Genomic DNA, 16,882 nt, shown 5'->3' with positions numbered 1-16,882 from the left:
GTCCGTCACGCAGTAGTCGGACGACGCCTGGGTGTGGAGGTGATCAGAACCACGGCCAGCGTCCCCAGAAAGACTGCGGGATAGGTGAATTGGACTCCGGCCTCGAAGGTGCGTGATCCCTCGAACATGAAGATTCCGATTGCCTTGATGCCGCGGTAGTCCGTGAAGTACCAGGCAATCATGGGCGCGGTGACCGCCAATGGTGCCAACCAGCTCCACCAGGTGCGGTGGCGATTCGCGTGGTCGAGGGCGACGACGGCCAACGGTATGCACCACACCCAGTGGTGGCCCCAGGCGAAGGGGGAGACCATCGGGGTCGCAAGTCCGCAGATGACCAAGGCCAGCAGCGTTTTACCCTCTGCATGCGCGCGCGAAGCTGCCCACAGAGCAAGCGCGGCAACGGCGGCGGCGAGCAGAAGCCACACCAGGAACGGTGGGGTGTGGCCCGGCCACAGGCGCGCGAGTGCGCCGTGGATCGACTGATTCGCCGGTGAGGCAAGTGCCCCGATGCGTTCGGAGTCTGTCATCGCCGAGGTCCAGAACTTCCAAGAATCGGAGGGAATGATCAAGAGTCCGAATGCAACGGTGACCGCGAAGGTGGCACTTGCGACCAGCGCTGCACGCCACTGCCTCAGCGCCAGTAAGTAGAGGACGAAGAAGGCGGGAGTCAGCTTCAGCCCCGCGGCAACTCCGACACCGACACCGCGCAGGCGACTGCCCTCGCCTCGGGTGAGATCGAACAGAACCAGAACGAGCAACAGGAGATTGATCTGACCGAGCCAGATGGTCATACGAACCGGTTCGAGCCAGGTGAACGCGACCGCGAGCCCAATGCTGACCAGATACATTCCGCCACTTCGATATCCAAGCGCGCGCCAGCTCGCGACCACCGCTGCGTAGACCAACATCAGATTGATCACCTGCACCAGCGTCACAGCACTCACCACGGCGATCAGCGCCAGCGGTGCGAAGACGAACGCCGCGAACGGAGGGTAGGTGAAAGGCAATCCGATGTCGAACAATGCGAACTCGTACAGCGGCTGCCCGTGCAGAACGACATCGCCACCGTGCCGGTAGACGATGGTGTCGATTCCGTTGCCGAACAGACCGAAAGGACCCGTCCATCCCAAGAAGTACGCGTGCGCGGCAATCGCGACGCATGCTGCGATCGCAGCCGCGATGAACCACCGCCAACCGAGCCGAAGATGGCGTCCGACGCCGGCAGCTCGAACGTCCGGCTGTGTCGTTCGCGGTGAAGACCTGGGGTCATTCTCTTCGGGCACGTCCGAGCCGGAACTCGCAAAGAGCGGCCGGAAGCTGGACGTCGTCATGGCTACACGATAGTTCGTTGTACCTGCTACAACGAGCTCGACACGGACGGATCGGTATGTTTTGTCAGCGAGGTGCGCGACTCGACGACTACCGGGGAATCAGCGTCGGGAGGGCCACTGTCCGGCTATGGAACCGAGGAGTGCGATCCCGAATCCCGCGCATTGCACCCCTGTCATGTTCTGGCCCAATGCGATCCATCCGAGCGCGGCCGCAGTCAATGGACTGAGAATGCCGAGAAGCGAGATGTTGGTGGCGGGCAATGAGCGAGCGCCGCGGAACCAGAGCGCATAGGCCACAGCGCCGCCGATCACGGAGAGCCAGACGTATCCGAGAGCGGCCTGCGCATCGATGGCCCACGGACCGTCGTCGACGATAGGAATCAGCGGAGCGATGACGATACCGCCGAAAAGCAATTGCCACGCAGTGGAATTGAGTGGACTGGTGTTCGGCGGCACACCCCAGCGTTTGGTGAGGACGATGCCGGTCGCCATGCTGACGGTTCCGATGGCGGCGGCGAGCAGGCCGATGGCATCGAGTCGAACGGTGCTCGACATCGTCGTCAGCGCGACCCCGATGACGGCGACGAACGCCCATCCGACCTGTAGGGAACGCGTGCGTCCCCAACCGAATGCTGTGGACATCGCGATGATGACCAGCGGTTGCGCGGCACCGACGACGGCGGCGGTGCCTCCCGGCAGTCGGTAGGCCGCGACGAACAACATCGGAAAGAACAGGCCGATGTTCAGCACGCCGAGGAACGCGGTCTTCAGCCGCCAACCGCGTTTGGGAATGCCCGGCGCGAGAAGGAGAAGAAGTAGGCCCGCTGGAACAGCACGAAGGACGCTGGCCGTCATGGGTCGGTCCGGGGGAAGGAACTCGGTGGTCACCAAATATGTTGTCCCCCAGACGATGGGAGCCAGCGCAGCTGCCGCAGTCAGTCCGAGAGTCGACGACGCGGCCTGGGGCGCGAGGAGGCGTCGAGCATGGGTTGGGTGTGCGCTTGTGCGCGATTCCGACATCTTGTCTCCTGGGTTCTAGAACATCTTAACGTTGAACTATTCAGTATTGAACCGTAGGTGTACGCTTGCCGGAAGTCAACGGATCGGTGGTGAGGGGCTTGTCGGTGTCGGACGAGGTGCAAGATGCAGTGGATCGAATCGTGCAGCAGTGGAAGGTCGAGCGGCCCGATGTCGATGTCAGCCCCATGGCGGTCATCGGTCGAATCGGTCGCGCTGCGTCAGTTCTGGACAAGCGGATCCAGGCAGTGTTGGCCGAATTCAGTTTGCAGCCAGGTGAATTCGATCTGATTGCGACGCTTCGACGCACCGGATCACCACATCGCCTCACCGTCGGGCAGTTGCTCGACAACTCGATGGTCACGTCCGGGGCTGTCACGCACAGACTGAACCGGCTGACCGAAAAAGGATTGATCGAACGCGAGGTCGACCCGGCGAACCGTCGAGTCGTCATCGTGCAGTTGACGCCGGAAGGTGTTGCGGCGGTGGATGCCGCGCTACCCGCGCACGTGGCGAACGAAGAAGCGCTCCTGACATCACTGACTCGTGACGAGCGACGCCAACTCGCCACGTTGCTGAAGCGATTGTTGCTGGATATTCAACAGTAAGAACCTCGCCGTATCCTTGGGTGCATGGGCGCATCACAGATCGACCTCCGTAGGCCCGCTCTGGTGGTCGTCGATGTACAGGTCGGATTCGACGACACCGACTTCTGGGGTCCGCGGGACAACCCGTCGTGTGAAAGCAATATCGCTGCGCTCCTACGGTTGTGGCGGTCGAGGGCATGGCCGATGGTGTTCGTTCGGCACGACTCGGACAATCCACTGTCTCCGTTGTCGCCGACCGGATCGGGGCACGCGTTCAAAGACGTCATCGAAGGAACTCCGGATCTGCTGATCGGCAAACGAGTCAATTCGAGCTTCTACGGCACGCCGGACCTCGACGCCTGGCTACGCGGCGAGGGCATCGATCAGGTAGTCGTGTGCGGAATCACGACCAATCATTGCTGCGAGACGACGGCTCGCATGGCCGGAAACCTCGGCTACGACACGTACTTCGTCATCGACGCCACGCACACCTTCGATCGCGTCGGGCCAGACGGAACAACCGTGCCCGCTGCGACCTTGTCAGCTATCACCGCGACAAACCTGCATGGAGAATTCGCAACGGTCGTCACGACAGATGATCTGCTCTCGAGCTGAAGAAGGTACGCAATGGATGTCACAGGCCACCTGTCACCCGATGAGTTCTGGCGTCACATCGACCGGTCCGTTGATCGAGTACGGCTGGGCGCTGACGGTATTCGACTGTTCGGACTGAAGGGGTGGAAGGGTGCGACCATGATCGGCGACTGGGAATGGGCGGACGATCGACTGTCATGCGCTGGTCTCATGCACGGAACTCCTTCCGACGACGTCTCGATCCAGATCAACTCGGTCGTCGGAGATCCTTTCGATGAGATGGCGAGAGCCGTGGGTCGCGCTGTCGGCTTCGCTCCGTCGGAGTCCGACTACGGAAACCGATACAGGGAGATCCGGGATGCCGTACCGATTCTTGCCGACGATGTGCGTACCGACTTCACATCATGGGGCGGACATAACCGATGGTGGGCCGCAGGCGAGGTCGATGGCGTCTCGCTCGTCATCGAGAGTCGGAACTTCCCGGTCGAAGACATCGATCTGATCGAAATCGAGGACGTCGATCCTTATCTTGCGGGATGGCAGGATCACCTGCGAACCGTTCGGGGCGGGATGTAGTCGACTGCGCATTGTCGTCGACTGTGCACCAATGCAAGTCGAACCGTTCGTGTCTTGCTGGAACAGATCGAACGGAGAGGCAGTATGAGCAGATTCGCGACACCCTTCATCGCCGCGATCGCTGTCGTTTCGTTTGTCGGCTGGATCGCGTCGTTCGGAGCTCTTGCGCGGTGGGGACTGATGGGCGGTATCGAGAAACTATGTATGCGGATCCCCGGCGCGCTCTACGAGGCGCACTGGGCATGGTTGCCCGTGCCGGTGGCAAACTGCGTGAATTATGTCGACAGCGACGTCGCCGTGGGAACGACTATCGGGAGCTGGGAGAACACGGGATCGGGAGGCGCATGTGCCGTCGTATTCGTGGTGAGTATGTGGATTGTTCTACGACGGATGCGATCACGCTGAACGGAAGTTGCAGCCACGCTGTTGTCACTTGCCGACATCGAGTCGTTTGATACCGTCCGGTATGGCAAATCGGAGGACGAGTGTGGGGCTGGCGGGACCCATCGTGCTGCTCTACCTGGGATACCTCGCGTCGGCGCCGATGATCGCGGCATTCATCCATGGGCTGTTCGAGCCACAGCTGAATTGGGGTGAGATCGGTTGGGGCGGGACCATTGTGTTCGCGTTCATGGCCGTTGCAGGACTGGTTGCATGCGTTGCGGCAATCCGAATGCTCGTAGACCCTCCGCGGTTCCCCGGAATTGTGGCCACTCCCGATTCGACTCTCGCCCGAAAGATCGACTCGATCGGAGCGACTCTGATCGGCTTTGCACTGCTGCTGTTTTCGCTGACCAGCGAGGTCTTCGCACTTGGCTTCTCCACCCCCATCGTTGCGGGATGGTCGTGCGTCAACGCTATTCGGATCTATCGGTCGCTGATCGTGCCTGGTCGAGCCACTGCGGCTCGGTGATCCGTGAACGTTGCCCTTGCTCTCCTGCTGATCTTGGGGTTCGTCGCGTTCGTTTACGGTGCGGCAGTCGGTTTCCGAGGAAAGGCGCTCCACCTCGACTACTACGGCTGCGAGGTGTCGGACCGGGTGAAGACCACTCCTCAACTGCGAAAGAGAGCGAACAGGTCGTTCGTGTACTGGTGCGTCGCCGCTGCGATCTTGCTTCTGGTTCCCTTGGTCTGGATTGTCGGCGACTTCCAACGCAGCAGAACAACTTTGGAGCTGCTCGGCCTGGCGGCCTATGTCTTCGTCGTCGTTGTCATCGGTAGCTACCCATTCGCGAAGATCGAGAGTATGTGACGCATCGGCCTTCGATTGGCGGACTGAGAAAGAACGCAAGATCGGGCCGGTGGGCGACAAAAACAGCTGCTGATCGTGTAATCGATCGTCGCCGCCCTGCCTCATGGTTCGAGTAGTCAGATACGGTTCGCGAGACTTCGAGCCTCGGATGATCGATCCGTCGTATCGATTGTTCTCCGATTACGAAAACAGCGAGGTTCCTGTCCGTGTGTGTGACGTCGATGGCATCGTCCGAGCTGTGAGCCGTCGTGCGCCGGTACCTTGTTGTCCGAGAATGTCGTTCGGGTTCGAGTAGGGGCACGATGTCAGAGACAAGCACCCACATCCGATGCAGTCCGAGAAGTTGTCTCGCAGCGCGGTCAGCTCTTCGATACGTGCTGTGAGGTCGTCGCGCCACTGCCGTGAGATTCGAGCCCAATCGCGCTTTCCCGGTATCTCCTGCTCCGGGAGCTGGTCGAGTGCCTCCTTGATTTTGTCCAAGGTCACCCCGAGACGTTGAGCTGTTCTGATGAACGCAATTACCCGCAGCACGTCCCGCCGGTACTCTCGGCGATTTCCGCTCGTGCGCCGACTGGAAATCAATCCAACCTGTTCGTAGTAGTGCAGGGCAGACACGGCGACTCCGGCGCGTTCGGCAACCTGACCCGGTTTCAGCCATACGGCATCGGTGTCCAGCTGTGTCATGACCTTTGCCTCCGGGTTTGCTCGTCGCCTTGACGTCAAGTCCACTTGATGAAGTGCACTGTACATCGCAGCCAACAGCGATGACAGGAGAGGTAATTGACGACGACTATCACGATCTGGGCGGACATTCGGTGCCCGTGGTGCTGGATCGGACATCGACAACTGGGTCGGGGGCTCGGCCGCATCGGGCCCGGCGCGCGGGTCGAGCACAAGAGCTTCCTGCTCGAACCGGCCGGTCCCGCTCGCTCCGGCATCACAGTTCGGGAGGCGGCACTGTCCTCGTGGGGCCTCGACGAGGGACAATGGGCAACCCGCAGTGGGAAGATCGTGGCGGGCGGTAGCGCCGCCAATCTCACCGTCAACATAGATACCGCGTTGATCGCCGACTCGCGCAGTGCTCACCGCCTGCTGAAGCTGGTCTCCGATCGGCAGTTGAACACGTTCGAGGCTTGGGATACGTTGTACGCGAGGTATTTCGAGTCCAATGACGACATCGCGGACTGGACCGTTCTCCGCTCGATCGGCCTCCGGGCAGGGCTGGCGGACGATGACATCACTATGCTCGAGGAGACCGACGAGTATTCGGCCGCGGTCGACATCGATATCCGCGAAGCGGCCGCTCGCCGCATCAGCTCGGTTCCGGCCGTATTCGTCGATTCAGTAAGAGCCACAGGTGATCTGAGTGAGAGCGTCCCGCGACTCGCGGATCGCCAGGAGGCCGGCAGATGAGCCAATCGATGCGCGCTGTGGCGATCGACCAACACGGGCCTGCGTCTGTTCTGAGGACCAGAACGCTGGCTCGGCCGACTCCGTCCCCCGGAGAGGTACTGGTCAAGATTCGAGTAGCCGGGGTACAAGTGACCGATGCAGCAATCCGGGAAGGGTGGGTACCGCCTGGTGCGAGAATCGAGTTTCCGCAAATTCTCGGAAACGAATTCTCTGGAACCGTCGACGAGCTCGGTGAGGGGGTCGATCGTTTTGCGATCGGCGACGATGTCCTGGGATTTCGTGTTCTCGGCTGCTACGCGGAGTACGCGAGTGTTCCGCTAGAACAGATCGTGGACAAACCAACCGCAGTCTCCTGGCGCACGGCGGGGGCGTTGTCCGCCTCGGGCCAGACCGCCCACACCGCCTTGGAACGGTTGGGTGCGCGTTCAGGTGAAACGTTGCTCGTACACGGGGCAGCTGGTGGCGTGGGATCGATGGCGGTTCAGCTGGCGCGTCATCGGGGTTTGCGAGTGGTCGGCACGGCAAGCCATGGCAACCACCCGTACCTCGAGCAAATGGGCGCTTTGGCAGTAACTTACGGGGATGGCCAGCTCGAACGGATAAAAGAAGCGGCACCGCAAGGAGTCGATCTTGTGCTGGACGCGGCTGGACACGAGAACCTACGGACTGCAGTCGATCTGGTGTCGGACCGTTCCCGCATCGGAACGATCGTCGATATCTCGCTGGCAAGAGACTTGAATTGTCAGTGGATTACAAGCGATCGTTCTGCCGCGCGTCTGCGTGATTTGACCGACCTCTGCGCGGCCGGGCATCTACGAGTCACAGTCAGGGCCGCGTACTCGCTCGACGAGTCCGTCGATGCGCATCGTGATGTCGAGACCGGGCACGGGCACGGAAAGGTGGTCCTGCTCGTCGATGAAGAAAGTCGATGAGCAACAGGGCTGATCGATCTCCGGGCCTGCTGTCAGGCGAGCATCGGCCGTTGCTTCTCGGCCTGTTGGGAATGATGACATTCATTGCCTTCGAATCTTTCGCGATCACCACTGCCCTCCCCGTGATCGCCGACGACCTCGATGCCGAACGCTGGTACTCGTTTGCCTATGCCTCGACGCTGACCGCAGCTCTGGTTGGTATGACCATCGGAGGAAATTGGGCCGACCGACGCGGTGTCGCGGTACCGCTGGCGGTGGGTGGCTCCACGTTCCTCATCGGCATTGCGCTGTGCGTGATGGCACCCACGATGGAGCTGTTCGTGATCGGTCGTCTCCTGCAGGGGATCGGTGGCGGGATCGACTCCGTCGTGGTGTACGTCGTCATCGCGCAGTTTCTTCCCGCCGAACTGCATTCGCGAACGTTCGGGCTGCTGACAGCTGCGTGGCTTCTGCCCGGCATTGCTGGCCCGCTGTTGACCGGGATCATTGTCGATGTCATAGGTTGGCGAACAGTATTCGCGCTGGTTCTTGTCGGGGCCGGGGCATCACTGATGTTCTTGCTGAGCACGGTTCATCGTTCGGTCCATCTGCGTACCGGCACAGCAATATTCGGAGTTCGTGGCCTCTGGGCCTCGGCCGCGGCAGTCGGTGTGCTCGCGCTGCACTACGCCGGTCAACAACGTGGACTCTTCCTGGTTGCCGGAACCCTTTGTGCTGCAGCCCTGGTGGGACTTTCGGCAACGCATCTTGTTCCCCGAGGCACGTTCAGGCTTCGGGAGGGTGTACCTCGGTTGACCGCGCTGCGTGGGCTGCTCGGGGCGACAGTTGCGGCGACGGACATCTATTTGCCTCTCTACCTGCAGGATCGACTTCAGTACAGCCCGACACGATCTGGAATTGTCGTCGCGCTCGGAGCCGTCGGGTGGATTGCTGGGGCCTGGTTGCAAGGTAGGGCTTCCGCTCGTGGCGTCGGGCCCGTTTCGCTGACACGAGCGGCCGCGTTGGTTTTCGTCGGGCCGGTGAGTGCGCTGCTGTTCGTATCAGGCGCGTTGCCGGTGTCGGCTTTGGCGGGCGGGTGCATCGTCATGGGAATCGGTATGGGGCTGGCGTACCCGAGGATCACGGCCAGGGTCCTGGCCCGTTCTGAGAAGGCCGAACAGGGGACGAACAGCTCTGCATTGCAGGCTTCGGAGTCGATGAGCCAGTCGGCTTTGATCGCGGTGACGGGGGCAGTGCTGTCCCTCATGATTACGCACGGATTCGTGATGGCCTATGCGCTCATCGTGGTTGTGGGCGGAACAGCCGTCCTCGTGGCTCGTCGATCCAGCTCATGCGTGGGGTGATGGCGCTGCTGAAGCGTCGTCGAATATCGCACGAGCATGAGCGATTCGGTGTTGATTGTGTTCCGTCCACTCGACGAGAGCCTGGATTGTTCCCAACAGCGTTCGACCCAATTCCGACAGCCGGTACTCGACACGTGGCGGTATTTCCGGGTACATGCGGCGATCGATCAGCCCGTCGCGCTCGAGGTTGCGCAGAGTCACGGTCAACATACGAGTACTGATTCCGTCGATCTCTCGTCGGAGTTCACCGAATCGGAAGGTCTGCTCCTCCAGCAGTGCGATCACCAGAAGTGACCACTTGTCGGCGACACGATCGAGAATCTGCCTGACGCCGCAGTCCTCGCGCGAATCCCACTGGTACGCGTCACGGCCATCACGGCAGCATGCGTCGGCTACCTGGTTACTTCCCTGTGGGGAACCGACTGACTCCAAAGTGCCTTCTTGTGCCATGCATCCATGATGGCCCAGGCTGAGATCGGTTACAAGAAGTAACCGACTCACGTTTCGTCACCGAGGAGAGTGCTGTGACCGAATCCGAAGCCGCCGTCGAATCCGAGGTGTCGCGGCAGCCGCAAGGTGCCTGGGCCGTTCTGAGCGTGGTGACCGGCGCGCTGTTCCTCGAAGGGATCGACATTGCGATGTTGAACGTGGCTGTGCCCAGTATCGCGGCCGACATCGGCCTCGAGACCGGTTCGGCCCATTGGGTCATCAGCGCCTATGTGCTCGCGTACGCGGGCTTCATGATTCTGGGAGGTCGCGCAGCCGACGTTCTCGGTAGAAGGCGCGTGTTCTTGTCGGCCCTTGCCGTATTTGCGGTGTTCTCGGCTATCGGCGGGTTCGCTCAAGAATCATGGCTGTTGATCCTGGTCCGGTTCATCACCGGCGCGACTGCAGGCTTCATGACACCCGCTGGTTTCAGCCTCCTGACAACGACGTTTCCAGAAGGCGCGCGGCGCAACAAGGCCCTTGCTGTCTACGGAGCCATCGGTGCTTCCGGGTTTCTGCTCGGAGTGGTTGTGGGAGGCCTGTTCACGTCTGTGGACTGGAGGCTGGTCTTCTTCGCCCCGGCGTTGTTGGGGTTCGGGTTTTTGGTCGCCGGGCGGTTTTTCATTGTGCGGGACGGAGCGGATCCGCACGATCAGGCCCGCGTATCGTTCGATCTTGCCGGAGGTGCGACGCTCACTGCGGCAATGGTGAGCCTGATCTACGGGATCGTCACGCTCGGGGAGGACACCTCGAATACGCTGGGGCTGATCGCTTTCGGTGTTGCGATCGCGTTGGCAAGTGCCTTCATCGTGATCGAGAAGCGAGCTGAAGATCCGTTGATCCCCGAAGGAGTGCTGACCACGGGGCTGCTGCCGTGGGCAACCTCGGTTGGTCTTCTGTTCATCGGAGCATTCTTCGCCTGGCAATTCGTCCTGACGCTGTATCTCCAAGACTTGCTCGGGTGGAGGCCGCTGCAGACAGGCATCGCATTCGCGGCCATGGGAATCGAGCTGGTCATCGCACCGTTCCTGACTCCGAGGTTGGCGGCACGATTCGGCAACGTCGTAGTGATGGTTGTCGGACTAGGGGCGGTGACGATCGGCTTCGCACTGACCCTCCGGTTGGATCGCGACTCGGGATTCAGCGACTTGCTGCCGTCACTTCTTCTACTGGGAGTGGCATTTGCATTCATCTACGGCCCGCTGACAGCCGCCGCGGTGGAAGGCGTCAAGGACGAAAAGCACGGTGTAGCAGGTGGAATCGTGTACACCGGATTTCAATTCGGTGCCGCGTTGGGTGTCTCGATGGCGACGGTAGTCCTCGTTGGCGGAGGCAACGGAACCCCGTCGGTAGACGACTACCAACGCGCATTGACGGTACCTGCAGTGGCGGCAGGCCTCGCACTGTTCATCGGACTGCTGCTGGTCGTTCGTCAGCGAATGAACGTGAATCAGGATGCAGGTTGACGGGCCCGGACAGTCGAGGTGGGCAATGATGTCATCGGGTTGGATTGGATCCCCGAATGAACACCGACAGGGAGCTGACGATGACGAAGGACACGCATGCCCTCCTCCACCTTCCTGCGACCGCAGCGTGGCGACACCGCGGATTGAGAGACGGATTCGAGATTGCCCACTTCGCGACCGACGCTTCGAATGGAACCACGCGCATCTGGGGGAACAGCATTGCGGTCGAAGGTGCGGCAGGCTACGCCGTCACCTACAGCGTGAGCGTCGACGAAAGTTGGAGAACACTTGCGGCCAGCATCGAGACACGGACCCGTGACGCGACGTGGAGGACGGACCTTGCTCGCGCAGAGGATGGCACTTGGTGGGTAGACGGACAGGTTCGCCCGGATCTCGCAGAATGCACCGACATCGATCTGGAAGCCTCCGTTGTGACCAATACAATTCCAATACATCGCCTTTCGCCGGCACCAGGTGTACACGAGGTCAGTGCCGTGTACATCCCGCGCCACCGAGCAGCTCGTCGAAGTGCTCGACCAGACGTATTCACTTCCGGTGCTCGACCGGAGTGCCTTCTCGTGCTCCTACACTGCCCAGCGATTCGAGTACGCAGCTGAACTCAACTACGACGCAACGGGGTTGATTCTGGACTATCCGGAGTTGGCCGAACGAGCAGTCGACACTCACGGAGTTCCCCGGTGATCGGGAGCCCGTAAGTAAGTAAGGCGACGGACGAAAGCCGTGGCTTTGTCGAGCCGTAGTCGAATCGAGATGATGTGAGGCAGAAACCTTGTGGAAGATCCACGAATGGGAAGTCGTCGAATTATTTTCTCGTCGGATGGAGTGACCAATTGGTCCGGCCGGTTCTGTGTCATTCGCTCGATGACGTGGAGGGCTATGAGCTGGTGGGTGTCGAGCGCGCTGTGGCCGTTTTCGATGTCGAGCAATATCGAGGCAGGAATGAGCGAGTGAGCGAGCTCGGCGACTGGCCGGGGTGTGCGTAGATCACGAGAACCCGAAATGATGGCCGTTGGCCATCGAAAACCGGGTAGACGCGATCGAATGTCGAACGGCTCACCGGCAAACGGCGGGTACTTCGACGCGACTGAGCTGAATTGGGGTGCAGGGTCGAATGGTCCGCCATCGGGATCCGGCGCGTAGTTCAGTTCGGTGAACGCGATACCCGCCACCGGCCCGAACTCCATCCAGTAAGGCACCGCGACCGCCTCGCCGATTTCTTGGCCTCCGATATTCGAGAGGAATGACAAGGTGCGATCTGCGCACCCGTTTCGCAACTGGGCGAGGAATCGTTGCAGGAGCGCGGATCCGCCGAATTCGTACACAATACGAGCTGCGTCGCTCGTTTCGGCCTGATCGTGGGCACCTTCGTCGATCAACGTGCGAAGCGTCCGGGCCAGGGAGGCCGTGTCGGAATTGTGACCGTCCCAAAGGAGTGAGCGCGCGTGAGAGCGCACCTCGTGGTGGTCCTGGGCGGACAGCATCGTCGAATCAAGAACCATTCCGGCTACCAGATTCGGGTGTTCGATTCCCAGCCCGCAGGCCAGGTAGGTACCGTACGACGAGCCGTACACCACTGCAGCATCGACTTTCTCCTGGTCGAGTACAGCTGCGATATCGTCGATGACGGCCGAAATCGTCACTGCTGTGCGTGGAAGATCCCGTCCGCGAGTGTCGTTACGGGACAGCCCGATTCCTCGATGTTCGATCATGATGGTGTCGACCCCGCGCTTGGCCGCGCGCGCTCGGAAGCGTCGGTAGGGGAGAACCGAGGCCAAGCCTGGTCCTCCGGGGAGAACGACGACGGGCCGGGTCGACGGCGGACCGGTTCGGGTGTACGCGAGATCGAACTCCGGACAGTCGGCCGTCGCCTGGCGGCGGAGCCTACGAAGCCCGGGACTTGTCGATGCAAGCCCGCGCAGCTTTTCCTCTTTGTCTGTCACCGGACCGACTCGGCAAACAAGCCTGCGAAGTGTTGTGTGAGTAGCCTTCTTCCGCGCTCGATGGTCATCGGGGACCCCGGGGTCAACGCTTCGAGGGTCAGGCCGACGGTCAACGCGATTGCTGTCCCGGCTGCATCGTCGATCGTGTCCGGGGCGATGAAGCCTTCGTCCGCGAAGTAACGCAGCCATCGACGCATGTGTTCATGGGACCGACGCGCGGCGGCCGTCAGTAGTTGTTGGCCTGCTAGGGACGGGGTTGGACCCAGTGCAGTGGAATAGCTGGCGAACCACAGTCCGAGAGCGCCGCCGTCGTCGAGGTCCGCGGGAAGAAACTGGTGGACGATGCTGTGGATTCGAGCGTCGATGGTGGCCGATGAGTCGAGGACGGTCGAGTCGTCGATCACAGCGTCGACCCGACGTTCCACGATCGCGTCGAACAGATCTTTCTGGGTCGGGAAGTAGTGCCGCAGAGTGCCGATTCCGACTCCGGCACGGTGTGCGGTAGCGCGGACGGTCACTGCTTCGAGACCCTCAGCGTCTGCGATCGAACACGCCGCGACGATGATGGACTCGCGTCGTGCGGAGTGTGGTGTACCGGGCATAAAGCCAAGCTAGCACAGTGTACTAGAACGCCGTATCGGAGCCGAAATGTGAGGTCGGTTATGTGCCGCCCAGGGCACTTGTTCGCACCACTGCCGTAGGCATTGGGCCGTCGTATCGAGCAATCGGTCGGATGATCTTGCTGTCGTGAGACTGCTCGACGATGTTGGCGCACCACCCGACCATCCGGCTGCATGCGAACGTGGGGGTGAACATCGACCGAGGAATTCCGCACTGTTCCATCACGACGCCGGCGTAGTACTCGACATTGGCGTACAGCTTGCGGTCCGGCTTGAGATCGGCGAGCACAGTAGCAATGACCTTCTCGACCTGCATCGCCTTGTCGATCAGGTCGCCGCCCATCTCCTGCGCCGTGTCGCGAAGCATCACCGACCGAGGATCCTCCGTTCGATACACCGGATGCCCGAAACCCATGATGCGTTCGCCTGCAGTGATTTTCGATCGCGCCCACGCATCGGCGGAGGCGACATCTGCAATCTCGTCCAATCCGTCGAGCGCGCGATCAGGGGCACCGCCGTGCAGCGGACCGGCAAAGGCTCCGATCGCGGCACACACCGCGGACGCGATGTCCGAACCCGTCGACGCCACCACTCGCGCGGTGAACGTCGACGCATTGAAACCGTGATCGATCGTGGCAGTGAGGTAGCGGTCGATGGCTCGAGCGTGGTTGGCGTCGGGCACATTTCCGGTGATCATGAACAACCAGTTCTGAGCCGTCGTCAGATCGTCCCGTGGATCGATGGGCTCCCTGCCGGACCGAAGCCGGTGTACCGCAGCCAGAATGGTGGGCGTCATCGCGCACAGACGCAGTGCCGTCGCGCGCTTGTCGGACTCCGGCGATTCGTACAGGGGCGCAGCGCCGGCCAGTCCCGACAACACCGTCCGCAATGCGAAGAGTGGTTGCTCGGGCCCTGTCAGTGCCACTGCCTTCACGGCCGCTGCGACGTTGTCCGGCAATACTCGCAACGGCGCAACCGTCCGAAGAAAATCAGCCCGCTCCGAATCGCTCGGGAGCCGGCTCTCGACCATCAGGAACCATGCGTCCTCGAAGGTCATGTGTAGCGCAATGTCGATCGCCGAGTACTGGCGGTAGTGATAGAAGCCCTCGTCGCCTCGTACATCTCCGATCGATGTAGTGGTGACGACGACGTTGTGGAGCCCTCGTGGGGCGTCGAGAACGGTCATGGTTGCACTCCTTTGCGCTGGTCAACCCCTACGATCCGCGCTAACGTTGATTGTTGTCAATGTTGATCGAATCAATATGAAGGACGTACATGACGCACGCCGACGGTCGGAACATGCTCACCACCGCCCAGGCCGCTGCACGGCTGGGCGTCAAGCCGGAAACGGTGTACGCCTACGTCAGCCGCGGGCTGTTGACCAGTACTCGACTACCCGGAGTGCGGGGGAGCGTGTTCGACGTCGACGAAGTGGAATCCCTCGCCGGCCGCGATACGGCTCGGCGCACCGATATCGGTGCCGTGGAACGAATTCGGACCCAGACCACCCTGATCGACGACGGGCACCTCTACTACCGGGGGCAGGACGCCGTCGAGCTCAGCTCGCAAACCTTCGAGGCGGTAGCGCACTTCGTGTGGACCGGCGAACTGTTGGACGACGTGTGCTTCGATTCCGATTCCGTTGTCGTACAACGATGCCGAGATGCGATAGCGCTGCTGGCACCGGGTTGCCGTTCGTTCGATCGGATACGCATCGCCGTCGATATCGCGTCCACCTACCGCCCCATGCGATTCGATACCGGGGCCGGTTCGGTTGTTCACGAGGCAGGGTACCTGTTGGCGACGGTGGCGGCGGCACTCGGTAGCGGTTCACCTGAGCTTTCGGTAGCCGAATCAGTCTGGGAGGCAGTGAAGTCCGATGCGTCTGATCCAGGCGGGCTCGTAGTTCTGCAGGCCGCGCTGGTGTTGATGGCCGACCACGGTCTTGCGGCATCGACCCTCGGAGTTCGGGTTGCTGCGAGCACCCGTGCCAATCTGTATTCGATCATCTCAGCGGGGCTCGGCTGCATCGACGGTCCCCTGCACGGCTCTGCCGCCGATCCCGTGTATCGGTTCCTGAAGACAACAATCGACGACCCAATCTCCTCTCTCGCAGCACAATTGAGGTCAGGGGAGCGAGTGCCCGGGTTCGGTCATGTTGTTCACATCGATCGAGACCCGCGTGCCGAGGAGCTGATGCGGCTGCTTCGCGATCCTGCCCACGGTGCAGACTCCAGAGTGATCGCCGCTGCGGATGTCGTGATCGAAGAGGTGAGCAATCGGTTCGATACCTTTCCGAATTCGGACTTCGTTCTCGCTACGTTCGCGTTGGCCTACGGGCTCAGGGCGGACACACCGGAAACGGTGTTCGCACTCGCCCGCATCGTCGGATGGACTGCGCATGCCCTCGAGGAATACGACGAAGCACCTCTGCGCTTTCGGGTGCCTGGGATCTACACAGGCACTCGGCCCGGAACCTACTGAGGCGTCGGGCAATCCAACATCGCGAACGCAGCACGCAGTTGGCCGTGCGCAGCGGTGATCTCGGCTGTGTTCTCGGCGAGGTGATGCAGCAGGGTGCGCTGAAAAATGCCGTCGAGAAGGATGTAGGCGGAGGCCCTGTCGAGTGCAGGCGTAGTACCGCGGAGTTCGCAGTATCGAGCGACCACACGCCAGATCATGTCCTCACGACGCTCCTCGATCTCGAGCACGTCAGTACGGAAAGACCCGTCGAACAGGGCTTGGTTGCGAAGGTCGTACCACAGCCGATGAATGCCGGCGTCTGCTGCCAGAGTGGCGAAGTACTTCTCCTCGAAGTCCGCGTACAGACCGGGGGCGTCGACGGCATTGGCCACCACCTCGTCGTAGCGAGTGACGCAGATGGCCTCGTACTGGCGAACCGCGTGCGTGATGAGGTCGAGCTTGTCGGTGAAGTAGTAATGCAGCACGCCGTGCGAGTACTCGGAATTCTGCGCGATCTCCCGCAGTGACGTGCGCGCATAACCCAATTCGGCGAGCGTGTGCAGCGTCGCCTCGGCCAGTTCGGTTCGCTTGGACTCGAACTTGTTACGGGCGCGCTCCTCGATACGCGCGCGCGGATCAGCTGTCTGGGTCATGGTCCGTGTCCTTTCCGCGCGTACGTGCTGGTCCAGTGTATGCCTGATGCCCACTTGGCAAACCTCGGCAGTTCAATTCCTGGTCAGTTGTCAAGAAAAAGCTTGACGCCTGTACAAATTCTAGCTTAGTGTGATCCGCAGCACACGTCAGAGAGGGCGGATATCTCGCGTCCCCTCCGGTGCTCGAA

Annotated in this window: 20 protein-coding genes and 1 pseudogene; 13 read left to right on the top strand and 8 right to left on the bottom strand. The window is 61.3% G+C overall.

The features are described from left to right. Window positions 1-5: 5 nt before the first annotated feature. Entirely contained in the window at window positions 6-1,331 is a 1,326-nt protein-coding gene (locus ACNEOT_RS19100; RefSeq protein ID WP_415975982.1) for a glycosyltransferase 87 family protein, read from the bottom strand. A gap of 99 nt (window positions 1,332-1,430) precedes the next feature. Then, the gene (locus ACNEOT_RS19095; RefSeq protein ID WP_415975980.1) at window positions 1,431-2,351 is read right to left on the bottom strand and encodes an EamA family transporter; all 921 of its coding nucleotides are present in this window, start codon (window positions 2,349-2,351) and stop codon (window positions 1,431-1,433) included. Between the two features lie 65 nt (window positions 2,352-2,416). On the opposite strand from ACNEOT_RS19095, the gene ACNEOT_RS19090 reads away from it, so the two are divergent. From ACNEOT_RS19090 to ACNEOT_RS19065, 6 genes are all read left to right on the top strand, one after another. Then, entirely contained in the window at window positions 2,417-2,956 is a 540-nt protein-coding gene (locus ACNEOT_RS19090; RefSeq protein ID WP_415975979.1) for a MarR family winged helix-turn-helix transcriptional regulator, read from the top strand. Between the two features lie 24 nt (window positions 2,957-2,980). Beyond that, the gene (locus ACNEOT_RS19085; RefSeq protein ID WP_415975978.1) at window positions 2,981-3,550 is read left to right on the top strand and encodes a cysteine hydrolase family protein; all 570 of its coding nucleotides are present in this window, start codon (window positions 2,981-2,983) and stop codon (window positions 3,548-3,550) included. Between the two features lie 12 nt (window positions 3,551-3,562). Next, on the top strand, window positions 3,563-4,105 hold the full coding sequence (locus ACNEOT_RS19080; protein ID WP_415975976.1) for a hypothetical protein: 543 nt from the start codon (window positions 3,563-3,565) through the stop codon (window positions 4,103-4,105). Between the two features lie 84 nt (window positions 4,106-4,189). After that, on the top strand, window positions 4,190-4,510 hold the full coding sequence (locus tag ACNEOT_RS19075; protein WP_415975975.1) for a hypothetical protein: 321 nt from the start codon (window positions 4,190-4,192) through the stop codon (window positions 4,508-4,510). 61 nt (window positions 4,511-4,571) lie between these two features. Next, window positions 4,572-5,018 carry a hypothetical protein gene (locus tag ACNEOT_RS19070; RefSeq protein ID WP_415975973.1) on the top strand — a complete coding sequence of 149 codons (447 nt, stop codon included), beginning with the start codon at window positions 4,572-4,574 and terminating at the stop codon, window positions 5,016-5,018. A gap of 3 nt (window positions 5,019-5,021) precedes the next feature. Further along, window positions 5,022-5,357 (top strand): hypothetical protein, encoded by a 336-nt coding sequence (locus tag ACNEOT_RS19065; protein WP_415975972.1) that lies wholly within the window; start codon window positions 5,022-5,024, stop codon window positions 5,355-5,357. Window positions 5,358-5,537: 180 nt separating this feature from the next. Here the strand turns inward: ACNEOT_RS19065 and soxR are convergent, their stop codons facing one another. Then, window positions 5,538-6,041 (bottom strand): redox-sensitive transcriptional activator SoxR, encoded by a 504-nt coding sequence (gene soxR / locus ACNEOT_RS19060; RefSeq protein ID WP_415975971.1) that lies wholly within the window; start codon window positions 6,039-6,041, stop codon window positions 5,538-5,540. A 96-nt stretch (window positions 6,042-6,137) separates the two neighbouring features. Between soxR and ACNEOT_RS19055 the strand changes: the two genes are divergently transcribed. From ACNEOT_RS19055 to ACNEOT_RS19045, 3 genes are read left to right on the top strand one after another with little or no spacing between them, the layout of a single operon-like run. Further along, entirely contained in the window at window positions 6,138-6,770 is a 633-nt protein-coding gene (locus ACNEOT_RS19055; protein WP_415975970.1) for a DsbA family oxidoreductase, read from the top strand. Further along, window positions 6,767-7,702: an NADP-dependent oxidoreductase gene (locus tag ACNEOT_RS19050; protein ID WP_415975969.1), complete on the top strand. Its 936-nt coding sequence runs from the start codon at window positions 6,767-6,769 to the stop codon at window positions 7,700-7,702. The genes ACNEOT_RS19055 and ACNEOT_RS19050 overlap by 4 nt, the downstream gene beginning before the upstream one ends. After that, entirely contained in the window at window positions 7,699-9,045 is a 1,347-nt protein-coding gene (locus ACNEOT_RS19045; protein WP_415975967.1) for an MFS transporter, read from the top strand. Before ACNEOT_RS19050 ends, ACNEOT_RS19045 begins: the two co-directional genes overlap by 4 nt. Here the strand turns inward: ACNEOT_RS19045 and ACNEOT_RS19040 are convergent. Continuing rightward, window positions 9,031-9,495, bottom strand: coding sequence for a winged helix-turn-helix transcriptional regulator (locus ACNEOT_RS19040; RefSeq protein ID WP_415975966.1), 465 nt, complete (start codon window positions 9,493-9,495; stop codon window positions 9,031-9,033). The two genes, ACNEOT_RS19045 and ACNEOT_RS19040, sit on opposite strands and share 15 nt — an antisense overlap. A gap of 74 nt (window positions 9,496-9,569) precedes the next feature. On the opposite strand from ACNEOT_RS19040, the gene ACNEOT_RS19035 reads away from it, so the two are divergent. The 3 genes and pseudogenes from ACNEOT_RS19035 to ACNEOT_RS19025 all read left to right on the top strand — a co-directional run bounded on the left by ACNEOT_RS19035 (window position 9,570) and on the right by ACNEOT_RS19025 (window position 11,699). Continuing rightward, a complete protein-coding gene (locus ACNEOT_RS19035; RefSeq protein ID WP_415975965.1) occupies window positions 9,570-10,997 on the top strand; it encodes an MFS transporter in 1,428 nt (475 codons plus the stop codon). A 56-nt stretch (window positions 10,998-11,053) separates the two neighbouring features. Further along, window positions 11,054-11,443, top strand: a pseudogene (locus ACNEOT_RS19030) (putative glycolipid-binding domain-containing protein); the annotation flags it as partial. A gap of 43 nt (window positions 11,444-11,486) precedes the next feature. Next, complete coding sequence (locus ACNEOT_RS19025; protein WP_415976385.1) at window positions 11,487-11,699, top strand: hypothetical protein; 213 nt, start codon at window positions 11,487-11,489, stop codon at window positions 11,697-11,699. Here ACNEOT_RS19025 and ACNEOT_RS19020 read toward each other — a convergent pair. From ACNEOT_RS19020 to ACNEOT_RS19010, 3 genes are read right to left on the bottom strand one after another with little or no spacing between them, the layout of a single operon-like run. Beyond that, a complete protein-coding gene (locus ACNEOT_RS19020) occupies window positions 11,681-12,958 on the bottom strand; it encodes an alpha/beta fold hydrolase (protein ID WP_415975964.1) in 1,278 nt (425 codons plus the stop codon). The genes ACNEOT_RS19025 and ACNEOT_RS19020 overlap by 19 nt on opposite strands. Beyond that, on the bottom strand, window positions 12,955-13,560 hold the full coding sequence (locus ACNEOT_RS19015; RefSeq protein WP_415975963.1) for a TetR/AcrR family transcriptional regulator: 606 nt from the start codon (window positions 13,558-13,560) through the stop codon (window positions 12,955-12,957). Before ACNEOT_RS19015 ends, ACNEOT_RS19020 begins: the two co-directional genes overlap by 4 nt. Window positions 13,561-13,618: 58 nt before the next feature. Continuing rightward, the gene (locus ACNEOT_RS19010; RefSeq protein ID WP_415975961.1) at window positions 13,619-14,764 is read right to left on the bottom strand and encodes a citrate/2-methylcitrate synthase; all 1,146 of its coding nucleotides are present in this window, start codon (window positions 14,762-14,764) and stop codon (window positions 13,619-13,621) included. An 89-nt stretch (window positions 14,765-14,853) separates the two neighbouring features. Between ACNEOT_RS19010 and ACNEOT_RS19005 the strand changes: the two genes are divergently transcribed. Beyond that, complete coding sequence (locus tag ACNEOT_RS19005) at window positions 14,854-16,062, top strand: citrate/2-methylcitrate synthase (protein ID WP_415975960.1); 1,209 nt, start codon at window positions 14,854-14,856, stop codon at window positions 16,060-16,062. Here the strand turns inward: ACNEOT_RS19005 and ACNEOT_RS19000 are convergent. Further along, window positions 16,056-16,694 carry a TetR/AcrR family transcriptional regulator gene (locus ACNEOT_RS19000; protein ID WP_415975959.1) on the bottom strand — a complete coding sequence of 213 codons (639 nt, stop codon included), beginning with the start codon at window positions 16,692-16,694 and terminating at the stop codon, window positions 16,056-16,058. The genes ACNEOT_RS19005 and ACNEOT_RS19000 overlap by 7 nt on opposite strands. Window positions 16,695-16,882 lie beyond the last annotated feature (188 nt).

The sequence above is a fragment of the Rhodococcus sp. 077-4 genome, assembly GCF_047782425.1.
GTDB lineage: Bacteria > Actinomycetota > Actinomycetes > Mycobacteriales > Mycobacteriaceae > Rhodococcoides.
This window is presented reverse-complemented; position numbering and strand designations above follow the sequence as displayed.

What these genes read in the sequence shown, in the direction of transcription:
- ACNEOT_RS19100 (WP_415975982.1), bottom strand. Translation starts at nt 1,331, where the DNA reads ATGACGACGTCCAGCTTCCGGCCGCTCTTTGCGAGTTCCGGCTCGGAC.
- ACNEOT_RS19095 (WP_415975980.1), bottom strand. Translation starts at nt 2,351, where the DNA reads ATGTCGGAATCGCGCACAAGCGCACACCCAACCCATGCTCGACGCCTC.
- ACNEOT_RS19085 (WP_415975978.1), top strand. Translation starts at nt 2,981, where the DNA reads ATGGGCGCATCACAGATCGACCTCCGTAGGCCCGCTCTGGTGGTCGTC.
- ACNEOT_RS19080 (WP_415975976.1), top strand. Translation starts at nt 3,563, where the DNA reads ATGGATGTCACAGGCCACCTGTCACCCGATGAGTTCTGGCGTCACATC.
- ACNEOT_RS19075 (WP_415975975.1), top strand. Translation starts at nt 4,190, where the DNA reads ATGAGCAGATTCGCGACACCCTTCATCGCCGCGATCGCTGTCGTTTCG.
- ACNEOT_RS19070 (WP_415975973.1), top strand. Translation starts at nt 4,572, where the DNA reads ATGGCAAATCGGAGGACGAGTGTGGGGCTGGCGGGACCCATCGTGCTG.
- soxR (WP_415975971.1), bottom strand. Translation starts at nt 6,041, where the DNA reads ATGACACAGCTGGACACCGATGCCGTATGGCTGAAACCGGGTCAGGTT.
- ACNEOT_RS19050 (WP_415975969.1), top strand. Translation starts at nt 6,767, where the DNA reads ATGAGCCAATCGATGCGCGCTGTGGCGATCGACCAACACGGGCCTGCG.
- ACNEOT_RS19045 (WP_415975967.1), top strand. Translation starts at nt 7,699, where the DNA reads ATGAGCAACAGGGCTGATCGATCTCCGGGCCTGCTGTCAGGCGAGCAT.
- ACNEOT_RS19040 (WP_415975966.1), bottom strand. Translation starts at nt 9,495, where the DNA reads ATGGCACAAGAAGGCACTTTGGAGTCAGTCGGTTCCCCACAGGGAAGT.
- ACNEOT_RS19015 (WP_415975963.1), bottom strand. Translation starts at nt 13,560, where the DNA reads ATGCCCGGTACACCACACTCCGCACGACGCGAGTCCATCATCGTCGCG.
- ACNEOT_RS19010 (WP_415975961.1), bottom strand. Translation starts at nt 14,764, where the DNA reads ATGACCGTTCTCGACGCCCCACGAGGGCTCCACAACGTCGTCGTCACC.
- ACNEOT_RS19005 (WP_415975960.1), top strand. Translation starts at nt 14,854, where the DNA reads ATGACGCACGCCGACGGTCGGAACATGCTCACCACCGCCCAGGCCGCT.
- ACNEOT_RS19000 (WP_415975959.1), bottom strand. Translation starts at nt 16,694, where the DNA reads ATGACCCAGACAGCTGATCCGCGCGCGCGTATCGAGGAGCGCGCCCGT.